Below are 13,260 nucleotides of genomic sequence, written 5' to 3' on the forward strand. Positions count from 1 at the left end.
AACGATATGTGAAAATCCCGGAAAGCGGTCTCATTCACTTCCGGACCTTTATTCGTTCCGTGCTATAATTGCTATTTTCTTCAGGCAGTACAGGCATGTCGGCGCAATGTAGCAACAGGCGGCGATCCATGCTGTCTGGTCGGCAAAGCAGATCGCAGTGTAGCCGAAGGTTTCGACAAATCCCAGACTGACAATGGTCCTGGCAATCATCTCCATAACGCCGGAGAAAAAGGCTCTGCCGGAGTGACCAAGCCCCTGGGTCACCATACGGGTTACATTTAAGATGCCCAGGCTCCAGTAGAAATATCCCATGCAGCGCAGATATTTGGCGGAGGCATCCAGAACTCCGGAGGCATCTTTGCTTACGAAAATCATGGAAAGCGGACGTCCTGCAAAGATCAGGATCAGGCCGGCAAAGAGCCCGTAGCCGACTCCCACGGCAATGCCCTGGCGCAGCCCCTTATGGATTCGGTCAATTTTTCCGGCTCCGTAGTTCTGGCTGCAGAAAACGGAAACGGAAGTGGCAATGGCGTCAAATGGGCACATGGTAAACTGTTTTAATTTGGCCCCGGCTGTAAAAGCTGAGACATAATCACCGCCGAGTCCGTTGTTTGCGGACTGCATGACCATGCTTCCGATGGCAGTGATGGAAAACTGAAGTCCGGTCGGAAGTCCCATCTGAAGCAATTCCGTAATGGAATCACCGCGTACAACGCGGTTTTCTTTGGACAGCCATAAAACCTCCATCCGCCGGATGATCACGATGAGACACAGGATTCCGCTGATTGCCTGAGCGGCAATGGTTGCAAATGCAGCACCCGCGCATCCCCAGTCTGCAACGAGAATGAAAAACAGATCCAGGAAAATATTCAGGACAGCGGAGAATGCCAGAAACAGGAAAGGAGTCCGGCTGTCTCCGACTGCCCGCAGGATGCTGGAGAGGTAGTTGTACAGCAGGGTGAACGGAAGCCCCAGGAAAATGATCATCAGGTAGGAGTAGGCATTGGCATAGATATCACTTTGCACCGATAAAACCTGAAGGATCCACGGACAGAGGAGGGTGCAGAGTACGGTGATAATCACTGCGATGACTGCGGTAAGAACTGCACCGTTGAAGATGATATTTTTCATATGTTTCAGATCGCCGGCACCGAAATATTTGGCGACTGGAATGCCAAAGCCGGTACAGCTTCCCATACAGAAGCCGAGGACCAGAAACTGGACACTGGTGCTGGCACCGACGCTGGCAAGTGCCTGGGCTCCAAGGCTTTGACCAACAATGGCAGCATCAATGATGTTATAGGTCTGTTGGAGCAGGTTTCCTATCAGAAGCGGAAAAGCGAACTGCAGCATGACCTTCAGGGGATTGCCCTGCGTCATGGAATTTGACATAAATAAACCTTCTTTCCAAATTAAAAATAAACAGGATTATATTAGCACTGCAACGAAAAAACCGCAATCAGCAAATCACACTGGTTGCGGTTTTTTATCGGAGTGATCCGTTATTTATTTGGTTTCATTTTTTTTCAGTTCAGCCATCTTCATTGCGCGAACCTTAAGCGGCAGACCGAACAGGGTGATGAAGCCGTCTGCATCATGGTGATCATAAAGGTCGCCGGTGGTGAAGGATGCCAGGGACTCGCTGTATAAGGAGTACGGAGAGGTGGTACCGGCCTTGATGATGTTGCCCTTGTACAGTTTGAATTTGACTTCACCGGTTACATACTCCTGGGTGGAGGTTACGAATGCACGGATTGCATCGCACAGCGGGGTGAACCATTTGCCCTCGTAAACAACCTGCGCCAGCTTGTCGCCCATTTCTTTCTTGACTTCCATGGTAGCACGGTCAAGAACCAGCTCCTCTAACTGCTTGTGAGCCTCCATCAGGATGGTTCCGCCAGGGGTCTCGTAAACGCCGCGGGACTTCATGCCGACCACACGGTTCTCTACGATATCCACGATACCGATGCCGTGCTTACCGCCAAGGGTGTTTAACTTGCGGATGATATCAGCAACTTTCATCTTCTCGCCGTTTACGCTGGTCGGAACACCCTTTTCGAAGGTCATGGTAACATATTCACCCTCATCCGGTGCCTTCTCCGGGCTTACACCGAGAACTAAAAGATGATCGTAGTTTGGTTCATTTGCCGGATCCTCTAACTCCAGGCCCTCATGGCTGATGTGCCATAAGTTGCGGTCGCGGCTGTAGCTGCTGTCTGCCGCAAACGGAAGATCAATGCCGTGCTGCTTGCAGTACTCAATCTCGTCTTCGCGGGACTGCATGGTCCATACATCCGTCATACGCCACGGAGCGATGATCTTGATGTCCGGAGCCAGAGCCTTGATGCCCAGCTCAAAGCGGATCTGGTCGTTGCCCTTACCGGTAGCGCCGTGGCAGATAGCAACTGCTCCTTCTTTTCTTGCAATTTCAACGAGGCGCTTTGCGATGGCCGGACGAGCCATGGAAGTACCTAACAGATACTTGTTTTCATAGGTAGCGTTTGCCTGTACGCACGGAACAATGTAATTCTCAGCGAAATCATCTACCAGATCTTCAATGTATAATTTGGATGCGCCGGAGAGTTTTGCTCTCTCCTGTAAGCCATCCAGCTCACTGCCCTGGCCACAGTCGATGCAGCAGCATACAACATCGTAATCGAAATGCTCCTTTAACCACGGAATGATCGCGGTGGTATCCAGACCGCCGGAATATGCAAGAACTACTTTCTCTTTCATCTCAAAATCCTCCTTGAGTATTCTATAAAAATGGTTTTTCAAATTCACGTTGTCATGTGAGACTTCATAAATATACAATAGTTTTTTAGAATATGCAAGAGGAAATTGCATATTTTTCAAAAAAACATTGCATAATATGCAAATGCGATGTATAATTATAAAATCCCGCGAAGCTGTGGATAACATTTTGTACATGGATTCCTGAGGGTATTTGGAAAAAGTTTTTTCCTGTAATGGAAAAGTACTTATAATGAAAATTAATCGTTAATATTATGAAACACAGGGAGGTACAGCCATGATTAAGGCCGGAATTATCGGTGCGACCGGTTACGCTGGAGCGGAACTGGCCCGTTTGTTACTTCAGAGAGATGATGTGGAAATCGTATGGTACGGTTCCAGAAGTTATGTAGGTGAGGATTTTGCTTCTATATATAGAAACACGGCACACGCAGTAAATGAGCCGTGCAAGGATGATGACATGGCAAAACTGGCAGAAATCGCGGACGTCATCTTTACCGCAACGCCGCAGGGCTTTTGTGCATCCCAGGTGACGGAGGATATCTTATCTAAGACAAAGATCATCGACTTAAGCGCTGACTTCCGTATCAAAGATGTGGACGTTTATGAGAAATGGTACAAGATCAAACATGCAACCCCGCAGTTTATCGGTGAAGCCGTTTACGGACTGCCGGAGATTAACCGCGAAAAGATCAAGGGCGCGAGACTCATCGCGAACCCGGGCTGTTATCCGACCTGCTCCTTCTTGAGTACCTATCCGCTGGTGAAGGAAGGCATCATCGATCCGGATACCATCATCATTGATGCCAAATCCGGCACCTCCGGTGCAGGTAGAAGCGCAAAGGTTTCCAGCCTGTTCTGCGAGGTTAATGAGAGCATGAAGGCTTACGGCGTTGCCGGACACCGCCATACACCGGAAATCGAGGAGCAGTTATCCTACGCGGCAGGAAAGCCGGTTACCATCAGCTTTACTCCGCATCTTGTCCCGATGAACCGCGGCATCCTGGTAACCGCGTACGCGTCCCTGGTAAAGGATGCGACCACGGAGGAAGTAAAGGCCATCTACGATAAATACTATCAGAATGAATATTTTGTCCGCGTTCTGGAGCCGGGACTTCCGCCGGAAACCCGCTGGGTAGAGGGCAGCAATTTCGCAGATGTATCCTTTAAGCTGGATCCGCGCACCAAACGCGTAGTCATGATGGGGGCGATCGATAATATGGTAAAAGGAGCAGCCGGACAGGCTATGCAGAACATGAACCTGCTGTTCGGACTGCCTGAGAATACAGGACTGAAGCAGGTGCCGGTATTCCCGTAGAGAGAAAGAAAGGAAGCAGCACATGGCAGGAACCATGAGTATTAATGTCCGTGAGATGACTCCGGATGATTATGATAAGGTATATGAGCTCTGGATGAGCATTCAGGGTTTTGGAATCCGTTCCATCGATGATTCCAGGGAAGGCGTGCAGCGCTTCTTAAAGCGCAATCCCACCACCAGCGTGGTAGCGGAGCAGAATGGCCGCATTGTAGGAGCCATCCTGTGCGGACATGACGGACGGACCGGATTTTTCTATCATGTGTGTGTGGCATCCGATTACCGTCAGCATGGCGTGGGACACCGCATGGTGCACTTTGCCATGAAGGCGCTCCAGGCTGAGGGCATCAACAAGGTGAGCCTCATTGCTTTTAAGTCCAATGAAGTCGGAAATGAGTTCTGGCATAATGTTGGATGGGTCGAACGAAGCGATGTAAACTATTATGATTTTGTCCTGAATGAGGAAAATATTACCAATTTTATTAAATAAAGAGGAAGACAGTATGTATACAGTAATCGAAGGCGGCGTGACCGCAGCAGCAGGATTTGAAACCGCATCTACGGCAGCAGGGATCAAATATAAAAACAGAAAAGACATGGCAATGATCTACAGTGAGAAGCCGTGTAGGGCAGCCGGTACCTTTACCACCAACATCGTAAAGGCAGCGCCGGTGAAATGGGACCAGAAGATTGTAAAAGAGTCTGAGTACGCACAGGCTGTTGTCATCAACGCCGGCATTGCAAATGCATGTACCGGCGCTGAGGGTATGGGCTACTGCGCAGAGACTGCACAGGCGGCTTCCGCGGCACTGAATGTTCCGGAGAGCGCAGTCCTGGTGGCATCCACCGGTGTTATCGGCATGCAGCTTCCGATGGATAAATTAAAAGCAGGCATCGAAGCTATGGCTCCGGAGCTTTCCGGCACCATCGAGAGTGGCACGGAAGCAGCCAAGTCCATTATGACCACCGATACCAAAAAGAAAGAGGTGGCTGTTCAGTTTGAGATCGGCGGCAAGACCGTAACCGTAGGCGGCATGTGCAAGGGCTCTGGCATGATCCATCCGAATATGTGCACCATGCTTTCCTTTGTCACCACCGACATAGCTATCTCCAAGGAGCTTCTGCAGGAAGCCCTGAGCGCAGATGTAAAGGATACCTACAACATGATCTCCGTGGATGGGGATACCTCCACCAACGATACCTGCCTGCTTTTGGCAAACGGAATGGCCGGCAACGCAGAGATTACCGAGAAGAACGCAGATTACGAGGCGTTCTGCAAGGCATTAAACTATGTCAATGAGACCCTGGCGAAGAAGATGGCAGGAGACGGCGAGGGTTGCACTGCCCTGTTTGAGGTGAAGGTGATTGGCGCGGAGAGCAAGGAACAGGCTGTGACCCTTTCCAAATCCATCATTACCTCCAGCCTGACAAAGGCAGCAATCTTCGGACATGACGCCAACTGGGGCCGTATCCTCTGCGCTATGGGTTACTCCGGAGCACAGTTTGATCCGGAAAAGGTAGACCTGTTCTTTGAGAGTGCGGCAGGCAGCATGCAGATCATAAGGGACGGTGTGGCTCTTGATTACAGTGAGGAGCAGGCAACGAAGATCCTTTCCGAGCCGGAGGTGACTGCCATTGCTGATGTGAAGATGGGCGATGCAGCCGCAACCGCATGGGGCTGCGACTTAACATTTGACTATGTAAAAATTAACGCAGATTATCGTTCCTGATCACTGCAGATTCTGGCAGCAGGAACGAAACATACAGAGCAAGGTACGGACTGCGTCTGATTTTGCACAGCCCGGGGAGAGGAGACGATTATGAACAGTTCTGAGATTACAGAGTTACAGAAGGCGGAGGTCCTGATCGAGGCGCTTCCTTATATCCAGCGTTTTAACCGCAAGATCATTGTGGTCAAATACGGCGGCAGCGCCATGGTGGATGAACATTTAAAACACCAGGTTATCCAGGATGTGGTACTGCTTAAGCTGGTTGGTTTCAAACCGATCATCGTGCATGGCGGAGGCAAGGAGATCAGCCGCTGGGTCAATAAAGTAGGCATGGAGCCGCATTTTGTGAACGGCCTGCGCGTGACCGATGAGCCGACCATGGAGATTGCTGAGATGGTCCTGAACAAGGTCAATAAGAGCCTGGTACAGCTGGTCAATGAGCTGGGAGTAAAGGCTGTCGGCATCAGCGGCAAGGACGGCATGCTGCTGCGCTGTGAAAAAAAACTTTCCAAGGGTGAGGATATCGGCTTTGTAGGCGAGATTACCAAGGTGGATCCGCAGATCATTTATGATTTATTAGAGAAGGATTTTCTTCCGATTATCTGTCCGATCGGCTCTGATGAGCATTATGCAAGCTACAACATCAATGCGGACGACGCAGCCTGTGCCATTGCCCGTGCTGTCAATGCAGAGAAGCTGGCATTCCTCACAGATGTTGAGGGGGTTTACCGTGATTTTGAGGATAAGAGTTCCTTAATTTCCGAGATGACCGTAAAAGAGGCACAGAATTTTGTAAACAGCGGAAGCCTGGGCGGCGGCATGCTGCCGAAGCTGCAGAACTGCATCGACGCGATTGAAAATGGCGTATCCCGTGTCCATATTCTGGACGGACGCATTGCGCATTGCCTGCTTCTGGAGATCTTTACCAACCGTGGTATCGGTACTGCCATCTATAAGGATGGAGACGCGCGGTATTTCCACGAGGATGCAAAATAGAACCGGAGGCTGCGCAATGCAGCCGGAACAGGACAGCAATTTTGAATGGCGCATGAATGCCTGAAAAGAGGAGAAACAAATGGAAAAGCAGCAGTACATTGACCGTGCAGAGCACGCATTATATAAAGTTTACAATCGTTTTCCGGTGGTGTTTGACCACGGCGAGGGCGTAAAGCTGTATGATACAGACGGACAGGAATACCTGGATTTTGGTGCAGGTATTGCTGTTATGGGACTGGGCTACAGCTGTGATGAAGTGAAAAACGCAGTGAAGGAGCAGATGGAGAAGCTTCCGCACATCTCCAACCTGTTTTACAATGAGCCGGCCATTGCAGCAGGTGAGAAGCTTTTGGCGGTATCCCGGATGGAAAAGGTGTTCTTTACCAACAGCGGTACCGAAGCCATTGAGGGCGCGTTGAAGATCGCAAAGCGCTATGCCTACAATAAGGGCATGGCACCGGATTATGAGATCATTGCCATGAAGCATTCCTTTCACGGAAGAAGCCTGGGAGCCCTTTCCGTAACCGGAAATGACCACTATCAGGAGCCCTTTGCCCCGCTGATCCCGAATATCAGATTTGCGGAGTTTAACAATCTGGACAGTGTGAAAGCATTATTTTCCGATAAGACCTGCGCGGTCATCATGGAGACCATCCAGGGTGAGGGAGGTATTTATCCGGCAACCGAAGAGTTTATCAAAGGTGTACGTGCTCTCTGTGATGAGCATGATGCGCTTCTGATGCTGGATGAGATCCAGTGCGGCATGGGAAGAAGCGGTGCGATGTTCGCATGGCAGGACTACGGAGTGAAGCCGGATGTCATGACGACTGCAAAGGCTCTTGGCAACGGAACTCCGATCGGAGCTTTTCTGGCATGCGGCAAAGCGGCAACCGCCATGGTGCCGGGGGACCATGGCACGACCTACGGCGGGAACCCGCTGGTATGTGCGGCAGCCAATGCGGTACTGGATGTGTTCAAAGAGAAGAACATTGTCGGTCATGTGCAGGAGATCGGAGCTTATCTCTGGGAAAAGCTGGAAGAAATCGTGGCAGAGTATGACTGTGTCATCGCACACCGGGGAAAAGGTCTGATCCAGGGACTGGAATTTAATACCGTGGTCGGTCCGGTTGTCAGCAACGCACTGATGGAGCAGCATCTGGTACTCATCAGCGCCGGAGCAAACATCATCCGTTTCGTTCCTCCGCTTGTCATTGAGAAGGCAGATGTGGATGAGATGGTTGTGAGACTGAAGGCAGCGATCAAAGCGACAGTGAAATAGAAAATCAGAAACGAGGGATCGGAGTTTACGATCAGGGAACCAGTATTTTCGGGATAATACATGTGTGATAGACCGGTAATACTGGTTTTTTTCTGTTCATAGGCCAGAAAAGGATATCAGAAATCTGGAGTGGCTTTACCAATGTAAATTGACAGGGTGGTGTGATTACATATATAATTCAGACAGAGCACATAAGAGAAAAAGGGGGAGATTATTTTGAAGATTGCGGCGTTTGAAGTGCGTCCGGACGAAAAGGCATCTTTTGCCCGTTGGGCCAGGGAATATCATGCAGAGATTGCAGAATACAGCGAAGTTCCGTCTCTGGCGAATACGGATCTGGTGTACGGCTGTGAGGGAGTTACCATACTGGGGCAGGGAAAAATTGACCGGGAGCTTTTGATAGAATATAAAAAACTTGGCGTGAAATGTATTTCCACCAGGACCATCGGCAGTGACCATATCGACCTGAATGCAGCAAAGGAGCTTGGCTTTCATGTCTGTAACGCAAATTATGCTCCGGATGGCGTGGCAGATTTTACCATCATGATGATACTCATGTGTCTGCGTCAGTATAAGCAGGCATTCTGGCGTGGCTATGTCAATGATTTTTCCCTGGCAGGACTGCAGGGCAGAAATCTGTGTGCCATGACGGTAGGCGTTATGGGGACCGGCCGCATTGGACAGCAGGTCATCCGTGATTTAAGGGGCTTTGGCTGCCGCATTCTGGCATACGATGTTTATCAGAATGCGGAGGTGGCAGAGATGGCGGAGTATGTCGATCTGGACACGCTGTATCGGGAGAGTGATATCATCACGCTTCATATGCCGCTGCTTCCGACCACCCACCATGTGATCAACCATGAGAGCATTGCAAAAATGAAAAAAGGAGTGATCCTGGTGAATTGTGCCCGCGGAGGCCTGACCGATACCGAGGCATTGATCGATGGCATTGAATCTATGCAGATCGGCGCTCTGGGTATGGATACTGCAGAGGGCGAGGAAGGCATCATCCACTGTGACCGCAGAAGCGACATCATTGCAAACCGAAACTGGTTCTATCTTCATCAGTTCCGCAACGTCATCATGACCCAGCATATGGCATTCTATACTGAGCAGGCAGTAGACAGTATGGTACAGTGCGGCATTGAGGGAATTGTGAAAATGACAGAAGAGGGAGCGTATCCCACTATGCTGGCTTAATCGTCCATGCGATTGAAAGATAGAATAACTGATGGAGGATACCCATGGTTTACAATATGGATTTTCTGATTGCGGCAATGGTAATATTGCTGCTGATCCTGTGGGATTTTCTTGGGCAGAAAAGAGCAGATGATCTGAATAATCAGATATTTCTTTTCTTTGCAGTCCTTGGAATTCTGGATGTGGCAGCGGAACTGCTCAGCAATTATTATATTTCGTCGGGAGGTGGAGATTTCGGTCTGGCAGCGATGCTGACGACAACGGTCTTTTATCTGTTCCAGGCCCTGCTTCCCTTTACCCTGATCTGCTACATTGTGACGCTGCATGACAATAAGATGATTTCTGCAAAAAAAATGCTGCTGCCTGCTTTGCCCACATTTTTTCTGATCGGTCTTGTACTGCTCAACCCGTTTACGGAAAAGCTGTTTTATTTTGATCTGACAGAAGGATATGTGGAAGGCTCCTGGTATAAGCTGATGTATTACAGCGCCATCGGTCATATGGCAGCAGCCTTTATCCTCATCATTTCATGGAGCAGGAGGATGGGATACCGGAAGACCATGGTGCTCCTGGAAATTCTTGTGATAAGTGGAAGCGGTGTGGTGATCCAGTTTCTGGACCACTCACTGCTGATGACAGGATTCGGATTAAGCCTTGGTATTCTCGCCCTGTTTATCACGATCAATAACCCAAATGTGAACACGGACAGTCTGACCGGTGTATACAATCATCTCTATCTGACCAGAAAATGCAAGGAACTGATCGCAACCGGAAAATCGTTTCATGTCATTACCGTATATCTTTACCAGTTAAAGCATATCAACAAGATCATCGGGATCCAGGGAGGCGACCGCTCGCTGCAGCTGATGGCGAACATGCTCGGTGAATTATGCGGGAAGAAGGCTTACCGCATTACCGGAAAGAGGTTTCTGGTGGTGGCCGGTTCCATGAAGGAGTATGAGTATTTTCTTACAAACCTGGAGCAGATGTTTGGTGCAGAGACGTCCATGAATGTGGACAGAAGAAAAATCAGCATGCCTGTGATCCTCAGTGGTATTACAGAGGCACAGAAACTCGGAGATTGCGGACTGATCCTGGAGTACGCAGAGTATCTGGAATCCCTGGCGGCGCAGAACGGTCTCACTGAGGTGATCCAGAATGACAGGAAAAACCTGGATGGATTTTTATACCAGAAAAAGGTGGAGCAGTATCTTCACACAGCCATTTCGGAGGATAGATTTGAACTGTATTATCAGCCGGTTTATTCCATTGCGGAAAAAAGGTTTATCACGCTGGAGGCCCTGAGTCGCCTGTATCATCCGGAGCTTGGCTGGATCGCGCCGGATGTCTTTATCCAGATTGCGGAAAAGAATCATATGATCGAACAGATCACCGATCTGCAGTTCAGGCGCATCTGCAGGTTCATGAAGGAAAACTGCGCAGCACTCAGCAGGCTTTGGAATGTTAAGATGAATCTGTCTTCCCTGGATTTGATGAGGAGCGACTGCAGCAGTCATTTTATCCGTATTATGGATGAGTATGGAATCCCGCATGACTGGATCCAGTTTGAGATCACGGAAACCGTTGCGACAGAATATAACGGAAGCCTGAAAAAGGTTGCAGATGACTTTACGGCAGCCGGGATTCGTCTTTGCCTAGATGATTTCGGCTCCGGCTATGCGAACCTGAATACGGTTATGCGGCTTCCGTTCTCCTCGATCAAGCTTGACCGTTCTCTTCTTTTTGATATCTGCAGTGATGAAAAGCGGGCTCTGTTTTATCAGAGCGTGGTGGAAACCTTCCGGAGAATGAATTACAGGATTGTGGCAGAGGGCGTAGAAACGGAAGCGGAAATGAGACTGCTGAGCAGCTGGAATGTGGATATGATCCAGGGCTACTACTTCTCAAAACCGCTTCCGCAGAAAGAACTTCTGGAATTGTTAAAACAGAGTTATACTTAAGAATATTTGTTATTCTTTGAGTGCAGCAGCGGCTTCGCTCTGGATCTCGTCAGAAAGAATGGAGGTGCAGTGCGGGCAGCGGGTTGCTGTGATGGCAATCTTTGTTTTGCAGTACGGACATTCTTTTTCGGTCGGCTTTGCAGGCGGAGCCGGTTTCTTGTACAGCTTGTTTAACTGGCGGATGACAAGGAACACAACAAAGGCCATGATCAGGAAATTGATCAGCTGGGTGACGAACAGGCCGTAAGCGACAACGGAGGTCTGCTCCTTTGCGGCCTCCAGGGTTGCGTAGTGCTCGCCGTTTAAGGCAAAGAACATGTTGCTGAAGTCAATCTTTCCGGTGATCAGGCTTAGTGCCGGCATGACAACATTTTCAACCAGAGAGGTGATCAGGCTGTTGAACGCGCCGCCGATGATGACAGCGACTGCCATGTCGATCATGTTGCCTTTCAACGCGAAAGCCTTGAATTCTTCCAGAATCTTTTTCATAGGTACCCCCCTTACGTTATTGATTAAAAACAGTATAGGATTTGCGGCAGAAAATGTCAAGATTGAGGAAACCTGGTTTCATATCTGCTTGACTCATATATGAAAATAATACTACAATAAGAGCAATGCTGTAAGGAGGAGAACGATGTGAAAACAAACACAGATTTATTTGAGAAGGCCTCGGTACCAAAAGCCGTGGCGACAATGGCAGTTCCGACGATGATTTCCATGCTTGTGGTGGTTATCTATAATATGGCGGATACTTTTTTTATCGGCCAGACAAAAGATCCGCTGCAGGTAGCTGCCGTTTCGCTGGCAACACCGGTATTTATGATTTTTATGGCCCTGGGCCATTTATTCGGAATTGGCGGCAGCTCCGCTATTTCAAGAGCACTGGGAGAACGAAGAAAAGACCGCGCCTGGCATATCAGTTCCTTCTGCTGTTATGGATCACTGGGACTTGGTGTCATGGTAGCCGTGATTTCCGTGCTTGGCATGGAACAGATCCTTCATCTGATCGGCGCCAGTGAGAATACCATAGGCTTTGCAAGACAGTATCTGACGATCATTTCCATCGGCGCGCCAACGATCATGTTTTCGACTGCGTTTGCGAATATTCTGCGCGGAGAGGGAGCATCCAGGGAATCCATGGTCGGAAACCTGCTGGGAACCATTGTGAATATCATTCTGGATCCGGTTATGATCCTTGGTCTTGGCTGGGGAGTGTCCGGAGCGGCACTTGCGACTATCATAGGAAATATTGCTGCCTGTTTCTTTTATATTTCCTATTATGTACGCGGAAAATCCATGCTGTCTATTCATGTGAAGGATTTCAGGATGGGAGAGGGAATCGCGGCTTCGGTAGCAGCGATCGGTATTCCGGCTTCCCTGAATAATATTCTGATGAGCTTTGCGAACATTATCCTGAATCAGGCCCTGGTTGGCTATGGAGACACACCGGTGGCGGCAATGGGTGTGGCGCTGAAATCCAATATGCTGGTGGTTCTGCTGCAGATTGGGCTTTGCGTGGGAATCCAGCCGTTGATCGGTTACAATTACGGTTCCGGCAATAAAAAACGCCTGATGCAGGTATTCAAATTTACCGGCGTGGTCTCTGTGATCATGGGAATGCTGCTGACTCTGTTTATGATCATTGCCAGAAAAACCATGATCCAGGTTTTCATCAATGACGCAGAGGTAGTTTCATACGGCATCCGCATGGTGGTTGCCCTGCAGCTTTCCGCACCGTTTATCGGGATCCTGTTTCTGTGTATTAATACGATCCAGGGTATGGGAAAGGCACTTCCTTCCCTAGTCCTTACCGTCTGTCGTCAGGGACTGATTTTTATTCCGCTGATCTTTATCCTGAATGCAATGCTTGGTCTGGATGGAGTGATCTATGCCCAGCCGGCAGCGGACTATCTGTCAATTCTGGTGGGCATCATGATCTGCATGCATTTATTCCGCTCTATGGAACACCGGGAACGTGAAAATTAAACAGGAAATTTTGAAAAAAGACTGGCCTTTGAGACCGGC

General features: G+C 49.3%; 11 protein-coding genes. 8 read left to right on the plus strand and 3 right to left on the minus strand.

Annotated elements, in window-relative coordinates; genetic code table 11:
- Positions 1–48: 48 nt before the first annotated feature.
- The gene (locus DW819_RS13730; protein ID WP_182432656.1) at positions 49–1,392 is read right to left on the minus strand and encodes an MATE family efflux transporter; all 1,344 of its coding nucleotides are present in this window, start codon (positions 1,390–1,392) and stop codon (positions 49–51) included.
- 114 nt (positions 1,393–1,506) lie between these two features.
- Complete coding sequence (locus tag DW819_RS13735) at positions 1,507–2,736, minus strand: argininosuccinate synthase (protein ID WP_118733714.1); 1,230 nt, start codon at positions 2,734–2,736, stop codon at positions 1,507–1,509.
- Between the two features lie 295 nt (positions 2,737–3,031).
- Between DW819_RS13735 and argC the strand changes: the two genes are divergently transcribed.
- The 7 genes from argC to DW819_RS13770 all read left to right on the plus strand — a co-directional run bounded on the left by argC (position 3,032) and on the right by DW819_RS13770 (position 11,235).
- Positions 3,032–4,072: an N-acetyl-gamma-glutamyl-phosphate reductase gene (gene argC / locus DW819_RS13740; protein ID WP_118733715.1), complete on the plus strand. Its 1,041-nt coding sequence runs from the start codon at positions 3,032–3,034 to the stop codon at positions 4,070–4,072.
- A 22-nt stretch (positions 4,073–4,094) separates the two neighbouring features.
- On the plus strand, positions 4,095–4,559 hold the full coding sequence (locus DW819_RS13745; RefSeq protein WP_118733716.1) for a GNAT family N-acetyltransferase: 465 nt from the start codon (positions 4,095–4,097) through the stop codon (positions 4,557–4,559).
- 13 nt (positions 4,560–4,572) lie between these two features.
- Positions 4,573–5,799, plus strand: coding sequence for a bifunctional glutamate N-acetyltransferase/amino-acid acetyltransferase ArgJ (gene argJ, locus DW819_RS13750; RefSeq protein ID WP_118733717.1), 1,227 nt, complete (start codon positions 4,573–4,575; stop codon positions 5,797–5,799).
- A gap of 90 nt (positions 5,800–5,889) precedes the next feature.
- Positions 5,890–6,795 carry an acetylglutamate kinase gene (gene argB, locus DW819_RS13755; protein ID WP_118733718.1) on the plus strand — a complete coding sequence of 302 codons (906 nt, stop codon included), beginning with the start codon at positions 5,890–5,892 and terminating at the stop codon, positions 6,793–6,795.
- A 79-nt stretch (positions 6,796–6,874) separates the two neighbouring features.
- Positions 6,875–8,074 carry an aspartate aminotransferase family protein gene (locus DW819_RS13760; protein WP_118733719.1) on the plus strand — a complete coding sequence of 400 codons (1,200 nt, stop codon included), beginning with the start codon at positions 6,875–6,877 and terminating at the stop codon, positions 8,072–8,074.
- Between the two features lie 216 nt (positions 8,075–8,290).
- Positions 8,291–9,274 (plus strand): D-isomer specific 2-hydroxyacid dehydrogenase family protein, encoded by a 984-nt coding sequence (locus DW819_RS13765; RefSeq protein WP_118733720.1) that lies wholly within the window; start codon positions 8,291–8,293, stop codon positions 9,272–9,274.
- A gap of 44 nt (positions 9,275–9,318) precedes the next feature.
- On the plus strand, positions 9,319–11,235 hold the full coding sequence (locus DW819_RS13770) for a GGDEF domain-containing phosphodiesterase (RefSeq protein ID WP_118733721.1): 1,917 nt from the start codon (positions 9,319–9,321) through the stop codon (positions 11,233–11,235).
- 9 nt (positions 11,236–11,244) lie between these two features.
- Here the strand turns inward: DW819_RS13770 and mscL are convergent, their stop codons facing one another.
- Positions 11,245–11,715 (minus strand): large conductance mechanosensitive channel protein MscL, encoded by a 471-nt coding sequence (gene mscL / locus DW819_RS13775; RefSeq protein WP_347560208.1) that lies wholly within the window; start codon positions 11,713–11,715, stop codon positions 11,245–11,247.
- 156 nt (positions 11,716–11,871) lie between these two features.
- Between mscL and DW819_RS13780 the strand changes: the two genes are divergently transcribed.
- A complete protein-coding gene (locus DW819_RS13780) occupies positions 11,872–13,221 on the plus strand; it encodes an MATE family efflux transporter (RefSeq protein WP_118733723.1) in 1,350 nt (449 codons plus the stop codon).
- The last annotated feature ends 39 nt before the right edge of the window (positions 13,222–13,260 follow it).

The organism is Clostridium sp. AM33-3, from assembly GCF_003480315.1.
Lineage (GTDB): Bacteria > Bacillota > Clostridia > Lachnospirales > Lachnospiraceae > Brotaphodocola.

Bases quoted from the DNA above. Each gene is read 5' to 3' on its own strand.
- DW819_RS13745 (WP_118733716.1), top strand. From the start codon at position 4,095: ATGGCAGGAACCATGAGTATTAATGTCCGTGAGATGACTCCGGATGAT.
- argC (WP_118733715.1), top strand. From the start codon at position 3,032: ATGATTAAGGCCGGAATTATCGGTGCGACCGGTTACGCTGGAGCGGAA.
- DW819_RS13730 (WP_182432656.1), bottom strand. From the start codon at position 1,392: ATGTCAAATTCCATGACGCAGGGCAATCCCCTGAAGGTCATGCTGCAG.
- DW819_RS13735 (WP_118733714.1), bottom strand. From the start codon at position 2,736: ATGAAAGAGAAAGTAGTTCTTGCATATTCCGGCGGTCTGGATACCACC.
- DW819_RS13770 (WP_118733721.1), top strand. From the start codon at position 9,319: ATGGTTTACAATATGGATTTTCTGATTGCGGCAATGGTAATATTGCTG.
- argB (WP_118733718.1), top strand. From the start codon at position 5,890: ATGAACAGTTCTGAGATTACAGAGTTACAGAAGGCGGAGGTCCTGATC.
- argJ (WP_118733717.1), top strand. From the start codon at position 4,573: ATGTATACAGTAATCGAAGGCGGCGTGACCGCAGCAGCAGGATTTGAA.
- DW819_RS13760 (WP_118733719.1), top strand. From the start codon at position 6,875: ATGGAAAAGCAGCAGTACATTGACCGTGCAGAGCACGCATTATATAAA.